Below are 26727 nucleotides of genomic sequence, written 5' to 3'. Positions count from 1 at the left end.
AAGGGTGGGCAGGCTCGCGGCGGCGTACGGCCAGGCGGTCACCGCCCACCGGCAGGCCCGTGACCGGTTGGAACGGGCCCGGCTGGCCCTCGGCGCGCCACCGGCGGCCGTGACCGGCGCCGCCGAGGTCGTCGCCCGGCTGGCCCGCCTCGGCGGGCGGCTCGCCGCACCCACCCCCGGCGCGACCCCGCTGACCGAGGCGCCCGCCGGAGTCCGGGTCGGCGAGGCGGCCACCCTGGACGGTGGCTTCCCGGTGCTCGTCCCGCTCGGCGGCGGCTGCCACCTCACCATCGACGCCGACGCCCGCGATCCCCGCGTCGGCGAGCTGCTGCGCGCGCTGGTGCTGCGGCTGCTCGCCACCGCCCCGGCCGGCACGGTCCGGGTCGCCGGGATCGACACGGTGGCCTTCGGGGCCACCTTCCTGCCGCTGCGCCCGCTGCTCGATGCCGGGGTGCTCGCCCCGCCCGCCACCACCGCCGCCGAGGTCGCCGCGCTGCTCGACGAGGCCGAGCGGCACGCCCGGGCGGCGCAGCACGCCGCCCCGGCCGCCCGGGAGCTGCTGGTGCTGGTCGCCGCCGCCGCGCCCTCGCCCCCGGAGCTGGCCAGGCTCGCCGCGCTCACCCACGCCGGCCCGTCCGCCGCGGTCTGCGTACTGCTCGCGGGTCACCCGCAGGCCGGCGCGGCCGACCCGCCGCCGCTGGGCGCGGCCACCGCGCTGCGCCTCATGCAGCGGTACGCCCACGTCGGCGACCCGCCCGGGCATCCGTTCAGCGGCGACGGCTCCGGGCTGGCCGCCCCCGTCGTGCTCGACGGCGACCTGCCGCCGGCCACCGTGGCCGCCCTCGCCGGGCACCTCGGCCCGGCCGTGCGCCGCGACGCCCCGCCCACCTTCGCCGACCTGCTGCCCGCCCGACGTTGGGCCGGGTCGAGCGCGGCCGGGCTGTCCACCGTGGTCGGCCGGGCCGGGCGGCAGCCGGTCACCGTCGCCTTCGACGACGCCACCCCGCACTGGCTGGTCGCCGGGCGCACCGGCGCCGGCAAGACCGTCTTCCTGCTCGACGTCCTCTACGGGCTGGCCGCCCGCTACTCCCCGGCGCAGCTCCAGCTCTGGCTGCTCGACTTCAAGGAGGGCGTCAGCTTCACCGAGTTCGTCCCCACCGAGCGGGATCCGTCCTGGCTGCCGCACGCCCGCGCCGTCGGCATCGAATCCGACCGGGAGTACGGCCTGGCGGTCCTGCGCGAGCTGCGCCGGGAGCTGAACCGGCGGGCGACCGTCCTCAAGCGGCACGGCGTCACCAAGCTCGCCGACCTGCCCGCCGACGCGGCGGTGCCCCGGATCGTGGCGGTCGTCGACGAGTTCCAGGTGCTGATCGCCGGCACCGACGCCCTCGCCCGGGAGGCCGTCGACCTGCTGGAGGAGTTGGCCCGCAAGGGGCGCTCGTACGGGGTGCACCTGGTGCTGGCCAGCCAGTCCACCACCGGCATCGAGTCGCTGTACGGGCGGGCCGAGGCGATCTTCGGGCAGTTCCCGCTGCGGGTGGCGCTGCCTGGCGGCGCGGGGGCGCTCGACCCGCTCAACGGCGCCGCCAACGCGCTGCCGATCGGCGCGGCCGTGTTGAACACGGCCGCCGGGGCGGCCGGCGCCGACACCGTGGTCCGCTTCCCCGACGCGTACGCCGCCCGCGCCGACCTGGCCCGGCTGCGCCACGAGCTGTGGCGGGACCGGCCGGCCGGCGACAGCCCTCCGGCCGTCTTCCGGGGGTACGAGCCAGCGCGGCTGGAGGACGATCCCACCTTCGCCGGGCTGCGCCCCGGTGCCGGGCACCCGGTCGCCCTGGTCGGCCGCACGGTCGACGTGGCCGGCAGCACCGCGTCGTTCACCCTGGACGCCACCCCGGGCCGGCACCTGGCCGTGGTCGGCACCTCGACCGCCGGCGCGGACGTGCTGCGGGCCGCCGCCCTGAGCCTCGCCCGGCAGCACGCGCCCGGCGAGGCCCGGTTTCTGCTCGCCCCGCTGGTCGCCGCCGCAGGCTCGGCGGCCGACGACACCGCCGCCGCGCTCGCCGCCGCCGGCCACCCGGTCGAGCGGCTGGACCAGGCCGCCCTGCGGGACCGGCTCGCAGCCCTAGCCGCCACCCCACCCGCCGCCACCCCACCTGCCCCCTCCTCGCCCGCCGCCGGTCCGCCCGCCACCACCTCGCCTGCTGCCGCCTCGGCAGTCGGCCGGACCTACCTGGTGCTGTTCGGCGCGGACGCGGCGTCGGCCACCCTCGCCGGCACCGACCCGGTCACCTTCCGCTCCGGCCACGACGACCTGCGGGCCCTGCTGCGCGAGGGCCCAGCCCGTGGGGTGCACCTGCTCGGCTGGTGGCGCGGGTTGCGCCGGCTCGCCGACGACCTCGGCGGGTCGCACCACCGCGACGACGCCGCCTGCCTCGTCGCGCTGAACGTCCCGGGTGCGGAGCTGGGGCTGTACCTGGGCGAGCACGACCTCGCCCACACCCCGCGCGCCGACCGGGCTCTCCTGGTGGACCGGCACGACCAGCGCACCCGACTGATCGTGCCGTTCGCGTGGGCCGGGCGCGAGCGGGACGAGGAGAGCTGACGTGTCCACCTTCTCCGAGTACGCCGCCCTGGCCCGGCAACTCGCCGACCAGCGCCGCGAGACCGATCAGGACGCCGCCGCCGAGGCCGGCCGCCGCCGCGCCCTGCACACCACGCTCGACCAGCTCACCCGGCGCCTCGCCGTCCAGTCCCACCGCCTCGGCCAGCTCGGCCACGCCATCGGCCTGCCCGCCGACCCGCCACCCGCCGCCGGGGGAGACCGCCCCGGGCCGACCGCCCCCGGAAGCAGCACCCCCGGGGCGACGTCGTCCGGCGGGACCTCCGGGGCGGGGGCGGTGCCCGACGGCGGCGCAGCCGCCGCGCCGGGGCGGCCGGGCGTCGGGGCGTACCCACCGGGTGCCCCGGGCGGGGCGGTGGTGGCGCTGCCGACGGCGGCCGGGGTGCCCGCGCCCCGCGCCGGGGTTACCGACCCGGCCGCGGAGCTGGCCGAGGCCCGGCGGCTCGCCGACGAGACCGACCGGCTGGTCCAGGCCACCGAGGCCGTCGCCCGGCAACCGCCGCTGTTGCCGACCTGGTCGCCGCTGGCCCGGGCCCTGGCCGTGTACGCCGGCTGCGCGGCGGCCGGGGTGGTGCTGATGCTGATCATGGTGGTGGCCGCCGACCTGGCGGTGGTGGGCCTCGGTGCCCTCTACGCCGCCACCTGCGCCGGCCTGCCGGTGCTCTCCTTCGTCGCCGGGTACCTGGTGCTGGGCCGGTGGGGGCGGCCGGCGCTGGGCTCGGAGCAGCCGCCCCGGTTCGTCCCGCTCGGCTTCGTCACCTGCGTGCTGCTCGTGCCCCTCGCCTACTGCGGCTACCTGCTGCTGTTCCGCCTCGTGCGCTGACCGCCGGCCACCGGGCGGTTCAGCCGTCCAGGGCCAGCCGGGCGACCTCGGCGGCGCAGCCCCAGGAGAGGGTGACCCCCGCGCCGCCGTGCCCGTACGCGTGCACGAGCCGGCCGCCGCCCGGTCCGGCCGGCTGCACCTCCACCCGGGGACCGCCGTGCCGGGCCGGGCGGAGCCCGATCCGCTCACCGAGCACCGGCGCGTCGGCCAGTTCCGGCACCAGCGCCACGCAGCGGCGCCGGATCGCCGCCGCCGTCTCCGGGTCCGGCCGGGTGTCCCACACCCCCGGCTGGAACGTGCCGCCGAGCACCACGTCGTGCCGGCGCGGGTGTACGTAGGTGATCCCGGCCGGGTCGTCCTCGTCGCGGAACGAGGTGGTCAGGCCCGGGTTCGCCACCAGCACCACGTGCCCGCGCACCGGATGCACCGCCGGGTCGGCGGCGAGCCAGCCGGCTGCCAGCCCGGTCGCGTTCACCACGGTGGGGGCTGCCTCGAAGGCCTCGTCCAGCCGCTGCACCCGGCGGCGCAGCACCCGCCCCCCGCCCGCCTCGACCCGCTCGGTCAGCCACGCCAGGTACGGCGTCATCTCCACCGTGGGCGCGGTGAACCGCAGCAGCGTCGTGTACGGCGCGGCGGCCGGCTCGGCCGTCAGGTCCCCGGTCGCATCCGCCCACCACGGCGGGCCCGCGTCGGGGTGGCGCAGCAGCATCCGGGTCGCCCGGGCCACCACCCCCGGCACTCCGCCGGCCGCCTGGCGGCCCAGTTCCGCGTGGGTCTCCCGGGCCCAGCGCAGCACCCGGGGGTCCTCGTCGGTGTGGCTCGGGTACCAGACCGCGGCGGCCACCGTCGACACGATGTCGGCCGGATCGTCCGCGGTCCACACCGTCACCCGCGCGCCCCGCTCCTGGAGCGCCACGGCGGCCGTCAGCCCGATCACCCCGCCGCCGACCACCACCACGTCCGTCGTCTTCTCCGTCATCGCCGCTCCCTCCGGTCGTCCACGGCCGTCGGTGCCGTGGCTGTCGTCCGCTGCCTGTCATCCACGGCCGTCGCGCCGCGGTTGTCACGTTGCGGTCTGTCATGCCGTGACTTCGGATCGTGCCCGGGCGGGCGATGCGCCGTCCAAGACGGAAACCACAGTTGGCGATAAGCGGCGCTTATAATGGCTGCCATGCCCGACTCCGTGACCCGGGACGCCTGGTGGGACCTGCGCCGGTTGCGATACTTCGCGGTGCTCGCCGAGGAGCTGCACTTCACCCGGGCCGCCGCCCGCCTGCACATCGCTCAGCCGGCGCTCAGCCAGCAGATCCGGGCCCTGGAACGTGAGCTCGGCGTGCCGCTCGTGCACCGCACCAGCCGGGGCTGCACGCTGACCGAGGTGGGGCAGCGGGTCGCCGCCGAGGCCGGTCGGCTGCTCGCCGAGGTCGACGCCGGCACCGCCCGCATCCGCGACCTGGTGCGGGGTCGGGACGGCCGGCTCCGGCTGGCGTACACCCGCTCGGCCCGGGGCGGCCGGGTGGACGCCCTGGTGACCCGGTTCCGGGCCGCCCACCCCGACGTGGAGGTGGTCGCCGAGACCGCCTGGACCGCCCCCAACGTCGCCGGCCTGCTCGCCGGCCGGCTCGACGCGGCGTTCGTCCGCACGCCGGTCGAGGAGCCGGGGCTGAGGTGCCGGTTCGTCGACGCCGAGGAACTGCTGCTCGCCCTGCCGACCGGGCATCCGCTGGCCGCCGGCCGCCGTCGGATCAGCCGGGCCGAGGTGGTCGACCTGCCCGCGGTGATGTGGCCGCGCGAGAACGGCCCCGGCATGTTCGACCGGACCATCGCCCAGGTGTGGCCGCAGGGCGGCTTCCGCCTCGTCCGGCAGGAGCCGGACGACGAGCAACTGCTCCGAGCGGTGGCCGGGGGAGACGTGGTCGCGGCGGTGCCGGCCGGTCGTGCCCGCGCGCTGAAGGTGCCGGGGGTACGGCTGCGCCGGTTCACCGCCCCGACGCCCACCGTGGACGTGCGCCTGGCCTGGCCCCGCGACACCACGAACCCGGCCGTCCACCACCTCCTCGCCCTACTCGACGAGGACTGACCGACCCGGGGCCCGAATACCGCGACATTCCGCATCCCGTTTCGGCATTCGCGGATCTTGGACGATAGTCGTCTTTTGTGGACGACAGGTGTCCAGGATTCGGCGGCGGGCCGGGTCGGGTGACGGGGAGGTGCCGGTGAGCGGCGAGTTGGACGGGTTCGTCATCGGGTACGTGCCGGCGGGGATCGGCGCAGAGGTGTCCGACTTCGCTAGCGAGTGGGGGGACGTGCGCTTCCGTACCCGGGTGTGGGAGCGGCAGGTCGAGGAGGGCTACCGGGTCGACCTGCGGGTGCACGTCCTGCGCGGCGGCGGGCTGGGCACCCTCGACGAGCTGCGCGACTTCCTCGCCGGCTACCACGAGCGGGACGCGGCGCGGTGGCGGCCGACCGAGTTCGTCGACGGCGACGTCACCGGCCTGGTCGGCGACGGCGAGGCGTTCCGGCTGGTCGAGCCGGGCGTGGCGGTCGACGTGCTGGCCGACCCGGAGCGGGTGCCGGAGGCGGAGCTGCGCGCCGTGCTTGCGCAGGTCCACCCGGGCTGAGCCTGCGGTGCCGCCCGGCCTGGCTGAAGGACGCCGACGTGCTCCTGCCGCCGGGGTCATCGCGCCGGAGATCGTCGAGGCCCTACGGGCGGCGCTGCGCGAGTTCGTATTCGGAGAAGATCTCGCCGAGGATGCGCAGTGCGCCGGCGGCCGAATCGTCGGCATCGTGCAGGGTCTGGGCGCAGGTGACGAGCGTCTTCCAGAGGGCCCAGCCGCGCCCGCGCGCCCAGGTCGCCTCGTCGACGGACAGCCGCTCCCGGAACGCCTGCCGGCCGTCGGCGGTCAGCAGTGTCCACGCGATTGCCAGGTCACAGGCCGGATCGCCGACGCCGCATGTCCCGAAGTCGATGACGGCTGACAGCTTCCCGTCGTTGAGCAGGAGATTTCCCTGGGCGACGTCACCGTGGAACCAGCGCTCCACGCCGTCCCAGCGTGCGTCCAGTGCGCTCTGCCAGATCCCGCGCGCCAGGTCGATGTCGACGTGACCGTCGAGTGCCGTGAGCGCGCGCTGGGCCTTTTCCTCGTAGGTGCGCAGCGTGCCGCCCCGGTACCAGTTGTGCTGCCCGGGGCGGGGCCCGTCGGTGGTATCGACGCTTTGCAGGGCCGACAGGAACTCGGCCAAATCGAGCGCGAACCGGACGGGGTCGGCGATGCGGTCGGCGCTCGCCGTCTCGCCGTCGAGCCATGAGTAGATCGACCACGAGTAGGGGTAGCCTGCGCCGGGTTCGCCTTTTGCCAGTGGGATGGGGATGGGCAGCGGAAGTCGGGGGGCGAGTGCCGGAAGCCACCGGTGTTCCTTGTCGACCGCCAGGGCGTACTCCGATGCGCTGGGCAGACGCACCAACGCTCGGGAGCCGAGGTGGAAGGTCCAGTTGTCCCAGCCACCGTTGGCTACGGGCTGAACGGGGTGGCCGGCCCATTGAGGGAACTGGTCGGCGACAAGCCGACGCACCTGTTCAGCGTCGACGGCAATGCGCTGGGGAACGGGACCGAGATGCGGTGTGCTGCTCACCGGGACGTCCTTGTCTGACAGGGGAAAAAGGAAGTGTGGGGCCTGACCGACAACTCGCCGCCCGAGCGCACCCCATAGCTGCTCAAGCCGGGATGTGCTTCGGGGTGCCGGCTCAGCGCTCGTTGCCGCTGCCAGCCTCGTGGGTGGCGTGCAGGAACGACTCGAAGCCCATCAGCATCTCCCCGACGGCGCCCAGGCTCCCCGGGCTCACGTCTGCCAGCTCGCCCAGGCACCGCATCCAGAGCTGATACGCGGTGGGCGCGTCTGCCACCGCCTGCTGCGCCAGCCACAGGTCCTTCAACGCCCGGCCGGAGTTCCCGCGTTCGGCTGCCTCCCTGGCCAGGTCGAACCGATCGTTGGCGAAGCTCAGCAGCAGGCAGAGGTGGTCCGCGGCGGCGTTGAGCCGGTCCCGCAGGTTGTCGATCCGGGCCTCGTCGTCCTCGTCGTCCTCGTCGTCGGAGACCAGGAGGGGTAGCTCCTCGGCGGTCAGCGTGGGGACCGACGCGTCCTTTCCGCCCTCGGTGATGGGGTGCCCGTGGCGGATGACGCCGAGGCTCACCAGGGTGGTCAGATCCCTGGCCACCTCCTCGCCCAGGATCACCCCGACCTCGTCAACCGCATCGCTCACCCGATCGTAGGAGTACTCGACGAGGTGGTCGTCGAGGTTGGAGACCAGCTCGTCGAGCTGCTCGGAGGCTGTGGCCAGGCCCTCGGCCAGGAACGCGATCTCGTCTTCGAGCCGCTCCAACACCTCGTCGGCGGTGCTGACAACGTTGTCCGGCATGGCTCTCCCGTTTTCCTTTCGACCCGACTGTGATCGCGAAGAATCTTGACCCATCGGTCGGCGATGATCATCGATCGCCGTCGCGAGAATCTGTCGGATAACCGATACACCTGCGGTAGGCGAACTTGGTCCTTTCTTCATATCCTGTCGTGTTCACCGTCGACTATGGACGTGGAGAGTCGTGGATCCTCGTAAGGTACGTCGCCTGGCGGAGCAGTCCGCCAACTTCGGGTTCTTGAAGAGCCATCCGCTGCTGGTCTGGTACGGGGCGGGCGCGGAATCGCTCGTCTACGTCGATGCCCAGGCCGCGATGGTGAAGACCCGCAGCTTCGGCGAGGTGCTGGCCCGCGACCTGGTCCGGCGCACCGGGGCGAAGCCGCAGAGCGCCAAGTTCGTGCACCAGGTGCAGGCGCTCAACGCCGATGGCACCCTCGTCCCGCACGTGTACGCCGCCTTCGAACGGCTGCGCAACGTCGGCAACGACGCGGTGCACGGGCACCTCAGTGAGCTCCGCGAGGCGCTGGAGCTGCTGCGTACCTGCTTCGAGCTGGGCCTGTGGTTTTACCGCGCGACGACCGACGACCGCTCGCCGATCGGCTTCGTGCCGCCCACCCCTCCGCCCGCCCAGGTCCCCGCCGCGATCGCGGCCGGCCTGCAGGTTGAGATCGACCGGTACAAGCGGGAACTCGCCGACGCCAAGCTGCTGCTGGAGGGGAAGCGCTCCCTGGCCCAGGCCCAGGCCGACGCGGCCCTGGCCGCCGAGAGGGCGGTGCGGGACGCCGACGCCCGCCGGGCGGAGGCCGCCGCGCTGGTGACCAGCCTGGAGCCGGCCGTCGGGGCGGCGCAGCAGGCGTTCGACAGCGCGAAGCCGGCGAAGGTCTCCGCCGGCAAGCGGGAGGAGTTCATCGCCCGCGCCCGCCGCGCCTCCCACGAGCCGCTGAACGAGGCGCAGACCCGCATCGAGATCGACCGGCAGCTCGCCGCAGCCGGCTGGTCGGTCCAGGACGAGAACCAGCTCAACCTGTACGCGGCCACGGGCATCGCCGTGCGGGAGGTGACCCTGGCGACCGGCCGCGCCGACTACCTGCTCTACGTCGACCAGCGCCTGGTCGGGGTGATCGAGGCCAAGCGCGAGGGCACCGCCCCGCGTGGCGTCGAGGCGCAGCTCGACCGGTACCTGACCGGGCTCACCAAGGAGCAGCGGTTCAGCGCCTGGCGGCGGGACGCGGCCCTGCCGTTCGGGTACGTCGCCACCGGCACCGAGACCACCTTCGTCAACGGGCTCGACCCCTTCCCGCGTACCCGCGAGGTGTTTGCCTTCCACCGGCCGGAGACGCTCGCGCGGTGGATGCGGGAGGCGGACGACGAGCCGGCCGCGCCCACTTTGCGGGCCCGGCTGCGCCGGATGCCGGCGCTGGACCGGCTCGGCCTGCGCCCGGCGCAGATCGACGCCGTCGACGGCCTGGAGCGGTCCCTCGCCGAGGACCGGCCCCGCGCGCTCATCCAGATGGCCACCGGGGCGGGGAAGACGTTCACCGCGGTCACGGCCAGCTACCGGCTGCTCAAGCACGCCCGCGCCGGCCGCATCCTGTTTCTGGTCGACCGGAACAACCTCGCCAAGCAGACCCTGCGCGAGTACGCCGGCTACCAGACCCCGGACGACGGGCGGAAGTTCACCGAGCTGTACAACGTCGACCGGCTCTCCGGGGCCGGCATGCTCGACTCGTCGAACGTGGTGATCTCGACGATCCAGCGGCTGTACGGGGCGCTGCGCGGCGCCGAGCTGCCGGACGTGGACCTCGACGACCGGGCGTACGACAGCTACGACCTCGACGAGCCGGCCGAGGTGGGCTACAACCCGCAGCTCCCGCCGGAGACGTTCGACCTGATCGTGGTCGACGAGTGTCACCGGTCGATCTACGGCAAGTGGCGGGCCGTCATCGAGTACTTCGACGCGTTCGTGGTCGGGCTGACCGCGACCCCGGTCAAGCAGACCCTCGGCTTCTTCCAGCAGCACCTCGTCTCCGAGTACACCTACGAGCAGGCGGTCGCCGACGGCGTCAACGTCAACTTCGACGTGTATCGGATCAAGACCGAGATCACCGAGTCCGGGCAGAAGATCGAGGCCGGCACCGTCGTGCCGCTGCGTGACCGCCGGACCCGCGCCGAGCGCTACCAGGAGCTGGAGGACGACTTCACGTACGCCGGTCGTCAGGTCGGCCGGTCGGTCATCTCCAAGGGGCAGCTCAAGCTGGTGCTGGACACCTTCCGGGAGCGGCTGTTCGCCGAGATCTTCCCCGGCCGCTCGACGGTGCCGAAGACGCTGATTTTCGCCTGCGACGACAACCACGCCGAGGAGATCGTCGCCATGGTCCGCCTCGTCTTCGGGCGCGGCAACGACTTCGTCAAGAAGATCACCTACTCCTCCCGCCGGGACGGCGACAACCCGGACACCCTCATCCAGGCGTTCCGCAACAGCCCGGAGCTGCGGATCGCGGTGACCGTCGACATGATCGCCACCGGCACCGACGTCAAGCCCCTGGAGTGCGTCTTCTTCCTCCGGCCGGTGCGCAGCGCCACGTACTTCGAGCAGATGAAGGGGCGCGGGGCACGCACCATCGACCCGGCCGACTTCCAGTCCGTCACCCCCGACGCCGAGGTCAAGGACCGGTTCGTCATCGTCGACGCGGTCGGCGTCACCGAGGCCGACCTGGACGAGGCGGTGCCGCTGCAACGGCACACCGAGAAGCAGATCTCGCTGCGCGACCTGCTCCGCAAGGCCGGCACCCTCACCGCCAACCCCGACGAGGTGGCCACCCTCGCCTCCCGGCTGTCCCGGCTCGACCACCAGCTCACTGACGCCGAGCGCCAGGAGTTGGCCGAGCTGGGCGGGCAGCCGCTCAAGGGCGTCGTGCGCGGGCTGGTCGACGCCGTCGCCCCCGAACAGCTCAACCCGGCGACGCAGGCCGGGCCGGAGGCCGTACGCGACCTGCTGGCCGGCGCGCTGCGCCCGCTCGCCGCGAACCCGCAGCTCCGCGAACGCATCCTGGAGATCCGGCGGGCGCACGACATCACCATCGACGAGGTCAACGTCGACAAGCTCGTCTCGGCGGCCGGGGTGCCGGCCGAGGAGCGCGCCCGGGTGACCGTGAAGAGCTGGCACGAGTACCTGGAGCAGCACCGCGACGAGATCACCGCGTTGCAGGTCTTCTACGAGGGCAAGGGCCGGATCAGCTACGACCAGCTCAACGAGCTGGCCACGCGGATCGCCCGGCCCCCGCAGGCGTGGACGCCGGAGTCGCTGTGGAAGGCGTACGTCCTGCTCGGACGGACGTCAGCGGAAAGCGGGTCACGCGGGGTGGCGGACCTGGTCGCCCTGATCCGGTACGAGCTGGGGCTCGACCAGGAGCTGCGTCCATACCGGACGTCCATAGAGGAGCGCTTCCGTGGGTGGCTGCTGTCGCAGGAGCAGGCGGGGGCTACGTTCACTGCCGATCAGGCGTGGTGGCTGGAGAGGATCAAGGACGTGATAGCGGTCAGCGTGGAAATCACCACCGACGACCTGGAGGGAGCCCCGTTCACGGAACGCGGCGGCATCGACGGGTACGCCAACACGTTCGGCGAACGGGCCGAGCCGCTGCTCGACGAACTGAACCAGGAGCTGTCCGCATGACGCTTACGCTCAGTGTTCGGGAAATCGTGGCGGAAGCGGAAGCTCGGCCGGATCCAGGACTGCTTTCGAAGCATGAGTCCTGGGAACGGGTTGGCTTGGGCGATATCGCGGATGTACAGAATGGCGCTGCCTTCTCATCCAGGTTCTTCAATGTGAAGAAGGAAGGCCTTCCACTGATCAGGATTCGCGATGTGGGTAGGTCTGGATCGGGTACCTATTACTCCGGTGACTTCGAGTCGCGCTACCTCGTAAATTCCGGTGACATTCTTGTTGGGATGGATGGCGATTTCCGTGTTGCTGCATGGAGTGGACCTCAGGGCCTGCTGAACCAGCGTGTTTGTAGGGTATCCGTTCGTGAACATGACGCCTATGATGCGCGTTTCCTGACGCTTGTGCTTCAAGGCTATTTAGATGCGATTCGAGAGAAAACCTCCTCTGTGACGGTGAAGCATCTTTCATCGCGGACGGTCGAGGGTATTCCCTTGCCTTTCCCCCCGATATCTGAGCAGCGTCGAATCGTTGCTGTCCTAGATGTCCACCTCGCGCACTGTTCTGTCGGTCTTCAGCAGCTTAAGAACACCGCGACGCGCATTAGTAAGTTCCGTGATCAGGTGATGTTCCTGGCAGGTGTGGGGCAACTTGGGCTAGATGCCCCGCGAGGTGTGGCTCGCCCATTGGAGCCAGCGGCGGTGTCGGATGGCGAGCTGCCTGCCCTCCCGGAGGCATGGCAGTGGAAGCGATTGGAGGACATCGCTGATGTCGTCGGTGGTGTCACTAAGGACAGCAAGCGGCAGTCGAATACGGATTACATCGAAGTGCCCTACCTGCGGGTTGCCAACGTGCAGCGCGCGCTCCTCGATCTCTCGGACGTCGCCCGCATAATGGTTCCTCCAAAAAAGGTTGAGCAGTTACGGCTCCGCATGGGTGACGTGCTTCTGAACGAGGGAGGGGACCGGGACAAGCTGGGTAGGGGTTGGATCTGGGAGGGGCAGTTGCCTGACTGCATCCACCAGAATCACGTCTTCCGCGCACGTATCAGAGATGGCCTGCTACATCCGAAGCTGCTGGCCTGGCACGCCAACGGATTCGGACGGCGGTGGTTTGAGGTCAACGGACTCCAGAGCGTCAACTTGGCGTCCATCAGCCTCGGCAAGATGAAGAAATTCCCCGTGCCTATTCCGCCGCGCGCCGAACAGGAGGCACTCGTTCAGGCCGCCGAGCAGTATCTGTCGCTGCTGGATGGCATGGAGAGTGCCGTCGGCGTAGCTCGTGAGAAGGCCCTTCAGTTGTGGACATCATTGCTGGCCGAGGCATTTGCGGGGCGGCTGGTGCCGCAGGACCCGAACGATGAGCCGGCGTCGGAGTTGCTTGCCCGGATCAAGGCCGAGCGGGCGGCCAGTGTCCCGAAGCAGCGCACCCGCAGACGTACCGCCAAGGAGCTGCCGGCTCCGCCGACCAGGGTGACCGGCGACGACTACCAGCAGGAGGCTTTGCCGCTGTGAGCACCGTGGATTCGCGCCGGCTGGTGCAGAAGCTCTGGAACTACTGCGACGTGCTCCGCGACGACGGCGTCTCGACCATCGACTACGTGGAGCAGTTGACGTTCCTGCTGTTCCTCAAGATGGCTAACGAGCGGGCCAACCGGAAGCTCAAGCCCGAGCAGATCGTGCCGGACGAGCTGAGCTGGCAAACCTTGCTCGACGCCGAGGGCGACGCGCTGGAGGTGCAGTACCGGCACATCCTCACCGGCCTGGCCCGAGAGGACGGCACGCTCGGCACCATCTTCCGGAAGGCGCAGAACAAGATCCAGGACCCGGCGAAGCTCAAGCGGCTGATCGTCGACCTGATTGACAAGGAGAAGTGGTCGGGCACCGGGGTCGACGTCAAGGGCGACGCCTACGAGGAACTGCTGGCCAAGGGCGCGGAGGATGCGAAGTCCGGCGCGGGCCAGTACTTCACCCCGCGTGCCCTGACGACCGCGATGGTCGACTGCATGCTGCCCACCCCCGACGACAGCATCACCGACCCGGCCTGCGGCACGGGCGGCTTCCTGCTGGCGGCGTTCGAGCACATCCAGCGCCACCACGGCAGCGCGCTCACCCCCGACCAGCGGCGTCGGCTCGCCAACGGGGCGATCACCGGCACCGAACTGGTCGACGGCACCGCGCGGCTGGCCGCTATGAACATGCTGCTGCACGGCATCGGCACTCCCAATGGTCCGTCGCTGATCGCGGTGCGCGACGCGCTCGGCACGGAGCCGGACAGCCGGATCAGCCTGGTGCTCGCCAACCCGCCGTTCGGGCGCAGCTCGTCGATCCGGATGGTGGGGGAGGGCGGCAAGGCCAGCCGGGAGGAGCGCGAGATCGAGCGCGCCGACTTCTGGGCCACCACCGCCAACAAGCAGCTCAACTTCGTCCAGCACATCGCCGCGCTGTTGGAGATCGACGGGCGGGCGGCGGTCGTCCTGCCAGACAACGTGCTGTTCGAGGGTGGCGCGGGGGAGACCATCCGCCGCCGGTTGCTCAAGCAGTACGACCTGCACACCATGCTGCGCCTGCCCACCGGCATCTTCTACGCCGGCGGGGTGAAGGCCAACGTGCTGTTCTTCGAGCGCAAGCGCGCCCGCGAGCAGCCGTGGACCGAAAAGCTCTGGGTGTACGACTTCCGCACCAACCAGCACTTCACGCTCAAGCAGAACCCGCTGCGCCGGGAACACCTCCAGGACTTCGTCGACTGCTACCTGCCAAGCAAGGACCGGTCGGAGCGGGTGGAGACCGAACGGTTCCGGGCCTTCTCGTACGACGAGCTGATCGCCCGCGACAAGGTCAACCTCGACATCACCTGGCTGAAGGACGCCTCCCTGGAGGACGCCGACGCGCTCCTGCCGCCCGAGGTGATCGCGCAGGAGATCGTCGAGGACCTACAGGCGGCATTGCGCGAGTTCGCCGCGATCGCGGAGGCGCTCGGCACGCCGAGCCCGGGACCTGACGCAACTTGATCGTCGCCCGAACGAGATAAGGTGTGCGTTTGCCCGGCGTGTCCGTCAGCGACAACGGCCGTTCTTGCGGAGCCGTTCGCAAGGGTGCGTCGGGCAAGTGATACCCCAGCCTCGGCTGCGCGTGTGGCGGCGCTGCCGTCGGTGATGCGATCGGTAGGCTTCCTCGTATGACAGGGACGGGGAGCAAGAAATCGTTCTTGCTCCCTCAGGACGTTGCAGAACGCTTGGAGCGCGAGCCCAACGCCAGTGCGTATGTCGTCAGTGCCATCCGCGACCGGATGCGCGCCGAGGAAATGGACGTCGAATCCGTCCGACATGGCCTGATCGTCACCGCTGAGGGCTTGGCCCGCGCCAAGGCGCAGCGTGCCCAGGTGGAGCAAGAGTGGACGTCAAGCCGCCGGGCCGCCCTGTGCGAGCGGTCCCGCCGGGCGGCGCGGGAGATGTTCGGCGATCTCGTAGGGCCCCATGAGGAGCCCCGGGCCATGGTCCATAGATCGAACGTAGGGTGGTAATCTCTAGTCAATCGGCTATTGCCTGTTGACTAAACCCCTGGCTGACGGCGATGCTGTTCATATGCGGCGAACCGTCACATTCAAGGAGTATCTGCTCGCTACGGCCATGACGCTGGCCCGCCGGCACCGGCCGGTCTGGTCGTGGATCAGGTGGCGGTACGTCTGCAAGTGCGGCAACGAGCTGCCCTGCCGCCACAGACACCGGATCCCGATCAGCCGGGAAAACTGGCCGGGTGAGGACCAGTGACCGACCACGGCCCCGTCCTGCCCCTCTGGCTCTGCGCCGGCTGCTCCGCCCCCTGGCCCTGTGCCACTCGCCGAAACGAACTCCTCCAGGAGTACGCCTCCGCGTCGATCTCCCTTGCGCTCTTGATGGGCTCGTACTACGTGGCCGCCAGCCAGGACATCAACTGGGCCCCGGCCGGCACGCTCCACCGCCGCTTCCTCGGCTGGGTGCGGTGATCGAGTTCCGCGCCGGGACGCTTCTCCACGTGACCCGGGCGGCGAGCGCTCAGTTCGTGCAGCCGATCTTCTTCCGATTGATCCGCGTGCACGCGGACTGGATCACGTACGACGGCTGGATCTGGCTCGACGGCTACCAGCTCGACGACAGGGGTGACGCGGTCGCGCGACGGTCGATCTTCGTCCAGAAGGCCGGGCTCCGGGTGCTGGCCCCCTCCGCGCTGACCCCGGCCCCGGCCGACCGCCGGGCGCGCCGGCCGCGACAGCCGGCCCCTCGGCGGTCGGCGCCGCTCGCGGGTTCATAGCTTCGCGCGCTTCCCCACGTTCGAGCGGCATCGGTGTTTCACCTCGGGGAATAGCACGGCGGGTTCACTTTCGTGGAACTGTCACGGTCGGGCTTTGTCAACCTTACGTCTGTCGCGAGGCACTGTAGGAATACTGGTAGCGAGATCCATTCTGGACAGGTAATGTGCCGACGTCGATTCCATCAGCGGGACGACGCTATTCTCCGCACCTGCGCAATTCCTCCGACGGTCGGCCGAGCCGCCCGTCCGATACGCCGTGCCCGTGAACCGTCCCCGTTCGCCACCCGCCCCGGTGGCGGCCGAGTCGAGGAGCCGCCGTGCGCGACCCGGAAACTGACCGGCAGGTCAGGCCCGCCACCGTAGAGACACTGACCGACCCCGAGCCGGCCACCGAGCCGGGCGACGGGTCCCGGCTCGGCAAGAGCTTCGCCAACCGTCCCCTCGGCTACCCCAACGCCCTGGTCTGGCTGCGCGCTGGCATTCTGCGCGACTGGCGCGGCGTGCTGGGCGCGTTCCTGGCCACCTGGTTCTACGTACCCGTCGCCCTGCTCTTCGCGGTCTTGGGCGGAGTCGCTTTCGCCGGCTCCGGCCTGGTCACCGGCGGCAGCGACGCTCCCGACGCCATGCCGTCGGTGCTGCGGGACACGCCCCTGGTGGGTGCGCTGCTCGAGGCCTTCCTCAACCGGTCCGGCGGGGTGCTCGGCGGCTTCGCCGGCTTCGCGATCGGCTTCCTGGCCGGCTTCCTCGTGGTGCTGGTGTGGCCGTGGCGCGACGCGCTCGACGAGCCGGCCAACCTGTTCACCGGCCTGGTCGGGATGGTGGTGGCCGCCGCCCTGGTCGGCGTGCTCTACACCCTCTACCGGGTGCTGTGGGAGCCCTGGCTGCTGACCGTCTCGGGGGCGCGTCAGCTCAGCCGCCGCGAGACCGAACGGCTCCGACCCATCCTGTACGACTGCGCGAGCGCCCTCGGCCTGCCCAACGTGCCCCGGCTGCTCATCGAGGACGACCCGGTGCTCACCAACGCCCGCGCGTACGCCCGGCATGTGGTGGTCACCACCAGTCTGCTCGACGAGTCCGACGAGGACATCGCGGCGCTGCTCAGCCACGAACTGGTGCACTGGCACACCGGCGACGAGGTGACCGGCGCGTTCGTCCGGGGGGTGGCGCTGCCGCTGGTGCTGGTGCACGCGGTGCCGGCGTGGCTGATGCGGACCTTCCCGCACCCGGCCACCAACCTCGTGGTGTTCGTCTTCTTCTGGCCCGTGCTGCTCACCATGAAGTACGTGGTGCTGCCGCCGCACTCCCGGGACGTCCGGGCCGCCGAGTACCGCGCCGACGCCGGCGCCGTACTCGCCGGCCACGCCCGGGGCATGCGGGACATGCTGGAGCAGCGCAAGTCCTTCGAGAGCGGGCGTAGCGGCTGGGACGAGGCGGTCTGCGCCACCCATCCCGCGTCCGAGCTGCGGCTGGACCGCCTGGAGCGGCTCGCCCCGGCGGCCGACGGTGCCGAGCGGCCCGCCGGGGACGCTGCCCCGGTCACCGCCGAGGACCTGTTCGGGCGGCCGGGGGCGATCGCGTCCCCGCGGGCCGTGCTGGTGGCCGGCCTGCTGGCGCTGGCCTGCGGCCTCGGCGGCACCCTGCTCGGGGCGGCGCAGTGGGCGTTCTTCCGGCCGGCGACGGTGGTCGACGGGTACTTCTCGGGGCTGGCCGACCACGACGCCCGCGCGGCCCTGGAGTCGCTGGCCCCCGGCGTACGACCGTCCGGCGGCGACCTGGAACTGCTCGCCGCGCTGGTCGAGGCGAAGGACTACCAGCCGCCCAAGGACGTCGATGTGACGTCGATCGAGCGGGACGGCGACGAGGCGGTCGCCACGGTCGACTTCACCCTCGCCGGCCGGAAGGCGACCGCGAAGCTGCACCTGGAGCGGGAGGAGTCCGCCACCCTGGGGGTCTTCCACGGCTGGGGGATCAGCGAGAGTTCCCCGTGGCTCGGCCTGCCGGCCGGGCAGGCGGGCCTGACGATCAACGGGGTGTCGGTGCCGGTCGGGCCGGAGGGGAAGAGCGTTCCGCTGCTGCCCGGGGCGTACACGGTGGGCGGGCAGTCCAACCTGCTCGCCGAGACCCCGCCGCAGGTCGTCCTGGCCGTACCCGGGCAGGGCAACATCGGCGACATACGGCTGACGCCGACCCTGACGCCGACCGCCCGGTCGACGGCCGATCAGGAGGTACGGAAGTACCTGGACGCCTGCGCCGCGAAGCAGGTGGCCGCGCCGGAGAACTGCCCGTTCCGCTACTACACCGGGGATACGGTCAAGAAGATCGCCTGGAGGATCACCGAGTACCCGAAGGTGGAGCTGACCCTGACCGGCCCCACCACGGCCCAGGTCACGACGCCGTACGAGGCCCAGGGGACGGCCGTGGCCACCGGTACCACCCAGGGCTTCTACGGAACCAGCCCGTTCACCGAGGACGACACGTTCGATGTCACCGGCGTCCTGTCGGTGGTGGACGGCAGGCTGACGTTCCAGCCCGGCGAGTGAGGCCGGCCGGCGATGACGGGAACGGCCGCTCGCCGGTGGCCGGCGGAGGAGACCAATGAAGGAGAGGGACCACGTGACCGGAACCCCGACCGGGGCCCGGCAGCCGGTGCGGATGGTGCTCGTGCCGCGCACCGCCCGGCCGCCCCGGGTGCCGCTGTTGACCTGGCTGCACCAGCGCCCCGAGTTCCGTGCCGGGGTGCGGGACTCCGGCGGCCGGACCGGCGGCCGACCCGGGTTCAGCGACGCGGTGATCATCGCGGTGGTGGCCCAGGCGCTGCTGCCGGGGCTGTTCGGCCTGTTGCAGAGCTGGGTCGACCAACAGCGCACCGAGGTGAGCATCCGCATCCAGGTGGGCGACTCCGAGGTGGAGGTCCAGGTAAACGGCCGGACGGACGCGACGAAGCTGATCGACCAGGCGACCCGGGCGCTCCGGCAGGCGGCGCAGGACGCCGACCGGCCCGACCGGGCGCTGCCGGCGGCCGACGGCGCCCCGCTGACCGGAGCGGGGGCAGACGCCGAGCCGCCGGCCGTCGGGCGGGGCGCCGCCGGCCCAGGCCCCGGCGGTGACGCGGGCACCCCGACGGCCTGACCGACGCCGCCCGCGCGGCGCGTACCGCACGGGCGGGTCGAGGCGGTCGCGCCCGGTGGCGCGGGCGGGGCCGGACCGGCCCGCCCGTGCGGCACGACCGGGAGTCCCGGCGGTCAGGCCCGCTCGACCACCACGACCGGGATCTCCCGGTCGGTGTCGCGCTGGTAGCGGGCGTACTGGGGAAAGACCTTCGTCATCAGCTCCCACAGCCGGGGCCGCTCCTCGGCGGCGGCCGTCCGGGCCCGGCCCCGGAAACGTTCGGCACCGATCTGCACCTCCACCTCCGGGTCGGCGACGAGGTTCAGGTACCAGTACGGGTGCGCCGCCGCGCCCCCGTTGGAGGCGACCAGCACGACCCGGCCGCCGTCCCGCCCGTAGATCAACGCGGTCCGCCGCAGCTTGCCGGACCTGCGGCCCCGGGTGGTGACCAGCAGCGCGTCGTAGCCCTGGTACGTGGCCCCCTCGGTGCCGTCGGTCGCCACGTACCGCCGCACGTGCTCGGCCACCCAGCCGACCGGGCTCTCCTCGATCGATTCGCCCTGCTCCGGTGCGGCCATGCCGTCGTCTCCTCGCGCTCGCGGTACGCCCCCTGCGTCCCCCCGGAGGGTAGCGACCAGGTGAAGGGGCGCGGGCACGTGCTCGAGGTGGGCGTGCCGGAACGGTCGGGTCAGCGGGCACGGGTGGAGACCCAGCGCGTCGAGGATCTCGGCATGCTGACACTCGGCGAACAGCCGGGGCGCGTCGTCGAGCGGCACGTCGCCGCGCAGCGCCGCGCCCAGGCGCTCCGGGTCGACCTCGCCCACGCCCAGCGCCACGAACGCCGCCGGGTCGGCCCCGGACGGGCCGGGTGGCGGCAGCGGGCCGTCCACCTGGTACAGGGTGCCGTCGAAGCCGGCCAGGAACTCGTTGTCGTCGTCGTCCCAGTACTCGGTGACCCAGGAGCGGTCGGAGACGTAGTCGTGCGCCAGCTCGCCGGCGACGTAGACGGTGGCCGACATGACGTCGGAGTCGAACACGTTGAAGGCCACCGCCGGCTCGCCCGTCGCCACGCTGATGAGCTCGGCCAGGTCGTCGACCTCGGCGTAGCCGCTCTCCTCCTCCTCGCGGGGCACGACCGCCCACCGCCGTGGCCCGACCGCCGTCACGTACGCCTCCCGGCCGGCGTCACCCACCGCAGCGCGCACGGCGACCAGTTCGCCGACGGCCAGAATGCTCTGATAACTCGTTCCCATGCCCGGGGACGCTACGACGCCGGTCCGACACCCGTCGGCTGCGGCACCTGGCCCAGGATCAGGTCGGCCGCGCGCCAGGCCAACGCCATCACCGGGGCGTTGAGGTAACCCGACACCAGCACCGGCAGCACAGAGGCGTCCACCACCCGCAGCCCGTCGATCCCGCGTACCCGCAGCTCGGGGTCGACGACGTGCTCGTCGCCCGGCCCCATCGCGCAGGTGCCCACCGCGTGGTACCCGCAGTAGCCCAGCGCCAGCGTCGCCTCGACGATCTCCCGGTCGTCGCGCACCTCCGGGCCGGGCACGGTCTCCACCGCGATGCGCCCGGCGACCGGGTCCGTCGCGAACAGCTCCCGCATCCGCCGGAAGGCGTTCACGGCGACCCGCCGGTCGTGCGGGGTGTCGAGGTAGTTGGCGACGATCCGGGGCGGGGCCGACGGGTCGGCCGAGGTGATGGTGAGGCTGCCCTCGCTGTCCGGCCGGGTGACCGTGCACAGCCCCATCATCCCCGGCTCGGACTCCAGCTCCAGCGCGTGACCGGGGCGGCGTGGCGCCGCCGAGAAGGGCGCGACCAGCAACTGCGCGTCCGGATGATCGATGTCGGGGGTGGAGCGGAAGTGCGCCCCGATGTCCTGCACGGGCAGGCTCAGCGGCCCGCGCCGGGTCAGCGCGTACCGCAGCGCGGCCAGCCCCTGCCCGACCAGGCTGCCCAGCATGTGGTTGTACCCGCCGTTGCCGGCCAGCCGGAACTGCACCGGCGTCGACCGGTGCTCGCGCAGCCCGCGCCCCACCCGGGGCCGGTCCAGCAGCACGCTCACCCCGGCCCGGCGCAGCGTGTCCGCCGGCCCGACCCCGGAGACCTGCAACAGTTGCGGGCTGGCGATCGCCCCGGCGGCGAGGATCACCTCGGCCGAGGCGGCATAGTCGACCGTCCGTCCCGCGCGGCGGGTCCGTACCCCGATGGCCCGGCCGGCGTGGACGAGGAGCCGCAGCACCTCCGTCTCCACGGCCACGGTCAGGTTGGGTCGGTCCCGGACCGGGTGCAGGAACGCGTCGGCGGCGCTGACCCGGCGTCCGTCGCGGATCGTCGCGGTGACGTAGCCGATCCGCTCGCCGTCCTCGGCGTTCAGGTCGTCCACCCGACGCCAGCCCAGCGCCTCCCCGGCGCCGATCGTCGCCTCGCACAGCTCGTCGGTGCCGGTCGCCGAGGACAGCCGCAGCGGCCCGCCCGCGCCGCGCATCTCGGAGGCCCCCAGCGGGTGGTCCTCCAGCCGCTTGAAGATCGGCAGCAGGGTGTCCCAGCCCCAGCCCGGGTTGCCCAGCCGCTCCAGCCCGTCCCAGTCGACCCGGTCGCCCCGGCCGTACACCATGCCGTTGATCGAGCTGGACCCGCCGACCAGCCGGCCGCGCTGCCACACCTCGCGCCGCGCGGGCGCCGCCTCCGCCGGGTAGTGCCACGCGGTGCGTCGGTCGTCCATCAGCCGGCTGAACCCCTTCGGCAGCCGCACGAAGGGGCTGCGGTCCCAGCCGCCCGCCTCGACCAGCAGCACCCGGGTCGCCGGGTCCTCGCTCAGTCGGTTGGCCAGCACGCACCCGGCGGCACCCGCGCCCACCACGACGTAGTCGTACTCCTGCACGGGGCCTCCCGCTTCGACGGATACGAGAACCACTCAGAAGGTAGTTGCTCGATCACCGAGGGGAAAGGTCGGGGTCGCCCCGCGCATGCGACGGGTCACCCGGCGTGGCGGATCGGGCCGAGTGGCCCCGCCGCCGGCCCGCCCGTGCGACGCTGGCCAGGGGGAGGAGCACCATGACGGGGATGCCGCAGGTCGACTTCGCGCTCGACACCTACGAGTGCATCGTGCTCTACCCGGGTCCCTCCGGGCGGGCCCTGCCCGACGAGACGGTCCAGCGGTTGCAGGCCGAGCACACCGAACACATGCGGGCCCTGCAACGACGGGGCATCGTGCTGGTCGCCGGTTCGATCGACGGCCCCGCCCGGGAGCCCGACCCGCCGATCGGCTTCGGGCTGGCCCGCACCGGCTCGGTGGACGACATACGCAGCGTCATGGAGGCAGACCCGGCGGTGCAGGCCGGGCTCTACCGGGTGGACGTGATGACGTTCCTCTGCCCGGCCGGCGCGGTGGAGTTTCCCCTGGCCAAGACGGAGAGCTGACCGCTCGGCGGCCGGCGGGGTGTCGGCATCGTGACGGCGGTCGCGGCCCGTGCGCTGATACCGTCGCCCCGTGGTGGGGAGCGCGCCCGAGGGAGGTGACGCCGGGCGGTACGATTCCCGGCGCGCGGTCGCCGATGCCCGCCGACACGACGATTCCGGACGATGGTTCCGGGTGTGAGTCCGCCCGCCGGGTGCGCGGGTGTGACGCGTCGTCGCAGAACTGTTCCGCAATCCGAAAGGGGTCGGCCCGTAGACCGACCCGGAGGAGAGACTAGCCTGATGGGCGTGACACGCCGCGCGAAGATCGTCTGCACTCTTGGCCCCGCCACCTCGTCCCCGGAGCGCATCCGGGGGCTCGTCGAGGCGGGCATGAACGTGGCGAGACTCAACTTCAGCCACGGCAGCCACGAGGACCACGAGGCGGTCTACCGACTCGTCCGCGAGGCCTCCGACGCCGCCGGCCGGCCGGTGGCCCTGCTCGCCGACCTCCAGGGCCCGAAGATCCGGCTCGGCCGGTTCGCCGACGGCCCGCACGAGTGGCGCACCGGCGACTCCGTGGTGATCACCGGGGACGAGATCCTCGGCACCAAGGAGCGGGTCTCCTGCACCTACCGCAAGCTTCCGCAGGAGGTGAAGGCCGGCGACCGGCTGCTGATCGACGACGGTCGGGTGGCCGTCGAGGTCAGCGATGTGGTCGGTAACGACATCCGCTGCCTGGTCACCGAGGGTGGCCCGGTCTCCAACAACAAGGGCGTCTCGCTGCCCAACGTGGCCGTCAGCGTCCCGGCCCTGTCGGACAAGGACGCCGAGGACCTGCGTTTCGCCCTCGGCCTCGGCGTCGACATGATCGCGCTCTCCTTCGTCCGCTCGGCGGAGGACATCAAGCTCGTGCACAACATCATGGCCGAGGAGGGCCTGTACCGGCCGGTCCTGGCCAAGGTCGAGAAGCCCGAGGCGGTCGACCACCTCGAGGCGATCGTGCTGGCCTTCGACGGCGTCATGGTCGCCCGCGGTGACCTCGGCGTCGAGATGCCGCTGGACCAGGTCCCCCTGGTGCAGAAGCGCGCCGTGCAGCTCTGCCGGGAGAACGCCAAGCCGGTCATCGTGGCCACCCAGATGCTCGACTCGATGATCGAGAGCTCGCGGCCGACCCGCGCCGAGGCCTCCGACGTGGCCAACGCGGTGCTCGACGGCGCCGATGCGGTGATGCTGTCCGGCGAGACCAGCGTCGGCAAGTACCCGGTGCTCACGGTCAGCACCATGGCCAGGATCATCACCACCACCGAGGCCGGCTCGATCGGGGTGCCCCGGCTCCAGCACGACCCGCGCACCCACGGCGGGGCGCTCACCGTCGCCGCGTCCTCGATCGCCCGGGCCATCGGCGCGAAGGCCCTGGTGGCCTTCTCGCAGACCGGTGACACCGTCAAGCGGCTCAGCCGGCTGCACTGCGACCTGCCGCTGTTGGCCTTCACCCCGGTGCCCGAGGTGCGCAGTCAGCTCGCCCTCTGCTGGGGCGTGGAGACGTTCCTGATGCCGTTCGTCGAGCACACCGACGAGATGTTCCGCCAGGTCGACCAGGCGCTGCTGGGGCTCGACCGGGCCAACCCCGGCGACTACGTGGTAATCGTCGCCGGCAGCCCGCCCGGCACCCCCGGCTCCACCAACACCCTGCGGGTGCACCAGCTCGGTTCGCTGGTCGACGCGGCGTCCGCGCGGGCGTTGCAGTGACCGACCCGGCCGCCGTCGGCCAGGCTGCCGTCGATCAGCTCCTCGGGGTCCTCGACCTGGAGCAGACCGACAAGATGACCTTCCGGGGGGTCAGCCCCTCGGTCGGTCCGCAGCGGGTGTACGGCGGCCAGGTCGCGGGCCAGGCCCTGGTCGCCGCCGGCCGCACCGTCGCCCCGGAGCGGTTCGTGCACTCGTTGCACGGCTACTTCGTCCGGCCCGGCGACCCGGCCGAGCCCATCGAGTACCAGGTGGAGAACGTCCGCGACGGCCGGTCGTTCTCCGTGCGCCGCTCGGTGGCGCTCCAGCACGACCAGCCGATCTTCTTCATGTCGGCGTCGTTCCAGCGGACCGAGGAGGGCCTGGACCACCAGGCCCCCACCCCGCCGGACGTGCCCGCGCCGGACGACGTGCCCACGATGACCGACCGGCTGTCCCGCTACCCGGAGCGGCTGGGCATCTGGGGGCAGATCCCGCGCCCGATCGACGTGCGCTACGTGGGCGAGCCCGGCTGGGTCCGCCCCGGTGACCGGCCCGCCGACCCGCACCAGCGGGTCTGGATGCGCATCGACGGCAAGCTGCCCGACGACCCGCTGCTGCACGCCTGCGCCCTGACGTACGCCTCCGACCTGACCCTGCTGGACTCGGTGCTGTCGGTACACGGCGAGGTGTGGGGGCCCGGCGGCGTGGTCGGGGCCAGCCTCGACCACGCCCTGTGGTTCCACCGGCCGTTCCGGGCCGACGAGTGGTTCCTGTACGACTCCGGCAGCCCGTCCGCCTCCGGCGCGCGCGGGCTGGCCACCGGCCGGGTTTTCACCTCCGACGGCCGGCACGTCGCCAGCGTCGTGCAGGAGGGCCTGCTGCGCCGGGTCGGCACCTGATCAGAAGCTGCTGACCAGCTTCACGAACGCCTCGTCGATCGTCGCCGGGTCCCTGGCGTCGAACGCCTTGCCGGCGCTGGCCTTGGCGATCTTGTCGAGGGTGGCGAAGTCGGAGTCCTGGTCGAAGGCGACGCAGAAGACCTTAACCGGCCGCTCCGGGTCCAGCGCGATGTCCTTGAGCAGCCGGGCGAGGTCGCTGTCCTTCGGGTACTCGTTCTTGCCGTCGGTGAGGACCACCACCGCGTTGATCCGGTCCGGGTCGTAGTCGTCGAGCAGTTGGCGGTGCGCGGCGCGGACCGTCGCGTACAGCGCGGTGCCGCCGTCGGCCTTCAGGCCGCCGAGCTTGCCGGTGAAGCCGGCCTTGTTGAACGGCGCGAGCCGAAGCTCCTCGCGGTGCGGCTTCGGGCGCTGCGACGTCTCCGAGGAGAACGACCAGAGGGCGACCTGGTCGGCCGAGTTGAGCAGGCCGACCGCCTTGCCGGCGGCGCCGGTGGCCACCTGGAGCCGGGATTTGCCGCCGACCTTCTTGGTCATCGAGCCGGAGACGTCCACGGCGAACAGGATGTTCGCCTTCTTGCGCAGCGTGCTCCACCCGCGCAGGATCGCGTCCACCACCTCCGGCTCCGGCGGATCGAAGTAGTTGAGGTTCCCGGCCGACCCGCCCCGCACGACGGCCACCAGTTCGTCCGAGGGCCGGCCTTCGTGGTCGCGGAAGCCGAGTTCGGCGAAGCTGCGCTGCTGCTGGTCGTCCTGGAGGAAGAGCAGGAAGTCCTGCGCCGCCGCGCGCTGCGCCTCGTCCGCCGAGGGCAGCACCACGTACGGGTGGTCGAGGTTGAAGGTGCCCTCCTTCGGGTGCACCGCCACCAGCGGGACCCGGGGCTTCTGGCCCGGCGTGGGGCTCAGCTGCCCCTGGTTGTACTGGTAGACCAGCTCCTCCTGCACCACGACCGCGCTCATGTCCCGCGTCCGCGCGTCACCGCCCGCGCCCAGGTCCGCCTCGGCGAGGTCGCGCAGCAGGTCCACCGAGTCGTCGCTGTAGTGCGAGACGTTCGCCTCGATCTCGCGGACGAACCGGGTCACCGCGGGCTGCGCCAGGTCGGGCTCGGTCAGGTCGCTGGAGCGCTGCACCGCCGCGTAGTAGGTCGCGATGGTGGCCGCCAGCCCCGAGGTGGACAGGTTGGGGTTGTCCTTGCCGAAGGTGAACCGGCCCCACTCGGGCCGGCCGAAGGCCGCCCAGCCCTGGTCCCCGGACAGCCCGAGGACGTCCGCCCAGCCGAGGGGGCCGCGCTGCTGCACCAGCTCGCCCTTCTCCTTGGGCATGGCGATGACCAGCGGGCTGTTCGCGATCGACGGGTACTTGTCGGGGGTCTGCACCGGCCGGCCGTTCGTCTCGTCCAGCAGCCGCAGCCGACCGGTCCACAGCGACGACGTCGGCAGCCACACCTGCGGCGCCGGGATCGCCGGCTGCTGCCTGGCCCAACCGCCCGCCAACGCCTCCATCGCCTTGCCCGAGTTGAGCCCGTGCACGGTCACCTGGGCGCAGCGCCCGCCGAAGCGCCGATCACTGTCGTTGTACTTCGCGGCGAGTTGGCCGAGCAACTGGTCCTTCTCCGTCGAGGAGTTCACCTCCAGCGCCACGCACGAGGAGCGGTCCGCGCCGGGGTCCGGCCGCACGATCACGTACGCCGCGGCGATGACCGCGAACCCGGCGACGACGGCCACCGTCAACGGCAACCATGGCCGGGCGGAAGGCTGACCGGTGGCCATCGGA

21 protein-coding genes are annotated in these 26727 nt (G+C 72.1%); 15 read left to right on the top strand and 6 right to left on the bottom strand.

Going from position 1 to position 26727, the window contains the following annotated elements; translation table 11 throughout:
* Nucleotides 1-4: 4 nt before the first annotated feature.
* Nucleotides 5-2605, top strand: a complete 2601-nt coding sequence (locus ACQPZO_RS21480) for an FtsK/SpoIIIE domain-containing protein (protein ID WP_433343462.1) — start codon at nt 5-7, stop codon at nt 2603-2605.
* Between the two features lies 1 nt (nt 2606).
* The gene (locus ACQPZO_RS21475) at nt 2607-3446 is read left to right on the top strand and encodes a hypothetical protein (protein ID WP_433343460.1); all 840 of its coding nucleotides are present in this window, start codon (nt 2607-2609) and stop codon (nt 3444-3446) included.
* Between the two features lie 19 nt (nt 3447-3465).
* On the opposite strand, the gene ACQPZO_RS21470 is transcribed toward ACQPZO_RS21475, so the two are convergent.
* Nucleotides 3466-4425: an FAD-dependent oxidoreductase gene (locus ACQPZO_RS21470; RefSeq protein ID WP_433343458.1), complete on the bottom strand. Its 960-nt coding sequence runs from the start codon at nt 4423-4425 to the stop codon at nt 3466-3468.
* Nucleotides 4426-4617: 192 nt separating this feature from the next.
* On the opposite strand from ACQPZO_RS21470, the gene ACQPZO_RS21465 reads away from it, so the two are divergent.
* Nucleotides 4618-5526: a LysR family transcriptional regulator gene (locus ACQPZO_RS21465; protein ID WP_433343456.1), complete on the top strand. Its 909-nt coding sequence runs from the start codon at nt 4618-4620 to the stop codon at nt 5524-5526.
* 136 nt (nt 5527-5662) lie between these two features.
* Entirely contained in the window at nt 5663-6067 is a 405-nt protein-coding gene (locus ACQPZO_RS21460; RefSeq protein ID WP_433343455.1) for a hypothetical protein, read from the top strand.
* 82 nt (nt 6068-6149) lie between these two features.
* On the opposite strand, the gene ACQPZO_RS21455 is transcribed toward ACQPZO_RS21460, so the two are convergent.
* Both ACQPZO_RS21455 and ACQPZO_RS21450 read right to left on the bottom strand, forming a co-directional pair.
* Nucleotides 6150-7079, bottom strand: a complete 930-nt coding sequence (locus tag ACQPZO_RS21455) for an aminoglycoside phosphotransferase family protein (protein ID WP_433343453.1) — start codon at nt 7077-7079, stop codon at nt 6150-6152.
* Between the two features lie 112 nt (nt 7080-7191).
* Entirely contained in the window at nt 7192-7863 is a 672-nt protein-coding gene (locus tag ACQPZO_RS21450) for a hypothetical protein (protein WP_433343451.1), read from the bottom strand.
* A 181-nt stretch (nt 7864-8044) separates the two neighbouring features.
* On the opposite strand from ACQPZO_RS21450, the gene ACQPZO_RS21445 reads away from it, so the two are divergent.
* The 8 genes from ACQPZO_RS21445 (at nt 8045) to ACQPZO_RS21410 (ending at nt 18942) form a co-directional block, all read left to right on the top strand.
* On the top strand, nt 8045-11536 hold the full coding sequence (locus ACQPZO_RS21445; RefSeq protein ID WP_433343449.1) for a DEAD/DEAH box helicase family protein: 3492 nt from the start codon (nt 8045-8047) through the stop codon (nt 11534-11536).
* On the top strand, nt 11533-13038 hold the full coding sequence (locus ACQPZO_RS21440; protein ID WP_433343448.1) for a restriction endonuclease subunit S: 1506 nt from the start codon (nt 11533-11535) through the stop codon (nt 13036-13038). The genes ACQPZO_RS21445 and ACQPZO_RS21440 overlap by 4 nt, the downstream gene beginning before the upstream one ends.
* Nucleotides 13035-14534, top strand: coding sequence for a type I restriction-modification system subunit M (locus ACQPZO_RS21435; RefSeq protein ID WP_433343446.1), 1500 nt, complete (start codon nt 13035-13037; stop codon nt 14532-14534). The genes ACQPZO_RS21440 and ACQPZO_RS21435 overlap by 4 nt, the downstream gene beginning before the upstream one ends.
* A 573-nt stretch (nt 14535-15107) precedes the next feature.
* A complete protein-coding gene (locus ACQPZO_RS21430) occupies nt 15108-15293 on the top strand; it encodes a hypothetical protein (protein WP_433343444.1) in 186 nt (61 codons plus the stop codon).
* On the top strand, nt 15290-15508 hold the full coding sequence (locus tag ACQPZO_RS21425; RefSeq protein ID WP_433343442.1) for a hypothetical protein: 219 nt from the start codon (nt 15290-15292) through the stop codon (nt 15506-15508). Before ACQPZO_RS21430 ends, ACQPZO_RS21425 begins: the two co-directional genes overlap by 4 nt.
* Nucleotides 15505-15813: a hypothetical protein gene (locus ACQPZO_RS21420; RefSeq protein ID WP_433343440.1), complete on the top strand. Its 309-nt coding sequence runs from the start codon at nt 15505-15507 to the stop codon at nt 15811-15813. The genes ACQPZO_RS21425 and ACQPZO_RS21420 overlap by 4 nt, the downstream gene beginning before the upstream one ends.
* A gap of 317 nt (nt 15814-16130) precedes the next feature.
* Nucleotides 16131-18353: a M48 family metalloprotease gene (locus tag ACQPZO_RS21415; RefSeq protein ID WP_433343438.1), complete on the top strand. Its 2223-nt coding sequence runs from the start codon at nt 16131-16133 to the stop codon at nt 18351-18353.
* 73 nt (nt 18354-18426) lie between these two features.
* The gene (locus ACQPZO_RS21410; RefSeq protein WP_433343437.1) at nt 18427-18942 is read left to right on the top strand and encodes an effector-associated constant component EACC1; all 516 of its coding nucleotides are present in this window, start codon (nt 18427-18429) and stop codon (nt 18940-18942) included.
* A 113-nt stretch (nt 18943-19055) separates the two neighbouring features.
* On the opposite strand, the gene ACQPZO_RS21405 is transcribed toward ACQPZO_RS21410, so the two are convergent.
* A complete protein-coding gene (locus ACQPZO_RS21405; protein WP_433351128.1) occupies nt 19056-19499 on the bottom strand; it encodes a nitroreductase family deazaflavin-dependent oxidoreductase in 444 nt (147 codons plus the stop codon).
* A gap of 686 nt (nt 19500-20185) precedes the next feature.
* Nucleotides 20186-21811, bottom strand: a complete 1626-nt coding sequence (locus ACQPZO_RS21400; RefSeq protein ID WP_433343435.1) for a GMC family oxidoreductase — start codon at nt 21809-21811, stop codon at nt 20186-20188.
* A 173-nt stretch (nt 21812-21984) separates the two neighbouring features.
* On the opposite strand from ACQPZO_RS21400, the gene ACQPZO_RS21395 reads away from it, so the two are divergent.
* The 3 genes from ACQPZO_RS21395 (at nt 21985) to ACQPZO_RS21385 (ending at nt 24956) form a co-directional block, all read left to right on the top strand.
* Entirely contained in the window at nt 21985-22350 is a 366-nt protein-coding gene (locus tag ACQPZO_RS21395; protein WP_433343434.1) for a YciI family protein, read from the top strand.
* A 279-nt stretch (nt 22351-22629) separates the two neighbouring features.
* Nucleotides 22630-24078: a pyruvate kinase gene (gene pyk / locus ACQPZO_RS21390; RefSeq protein ID WP_433343432.1), complete on the top strand. Its 1449-nt coding sequence runs from the start codon at nt 22630-22632 to the stop codon at nt 24076-24078.
* Entirely contained in the window at nt 24075-24956 is an 882-nt protein-coding gene (locus ACQPZO_RS21385; RefSeq protein WP_433343430.1) for an acyl-CoA thioesterase, read from the top strand. The genes pyk and ACQPZO_RS21385 overlap by 4 nt, the downstream gene beginning before the upstream one ends.
* On the opposite strand, the gene ACQPZO_RS21380 is transcribed toward ACQPZO_RS21385, so the two are convergent.
* The gene (locus ACQPZO_RS21380; protein ID WP_433343428.1) at nt 24957-26723 is read right to left on the bottom strand and encodes an extracellular solute-binding protein; all 1767 of its coding nucleotides are present in this window, start codon (nt 26721-26723) and stop codon (nt 24957-24959) included. It lies immediately after the preceding gene.
* Nucleotides 26724-26727: the final 4 nt, after the last annotated feature.

The sequence above is a fragment of the Micromonospora sp. CA-111912 genome, assembly GCF_050948415.1.
Lineage (GTDB): Bacteria > Actinomycetota > Actinomycetes > Mycobacteriales > Micromonosporaceae > Micromonospora.
The sequence above is the reverse complement of the archived record's forward strand: the minus strand, read 5'-3'. Positions and strand labels throughout refer to the sequence as shown.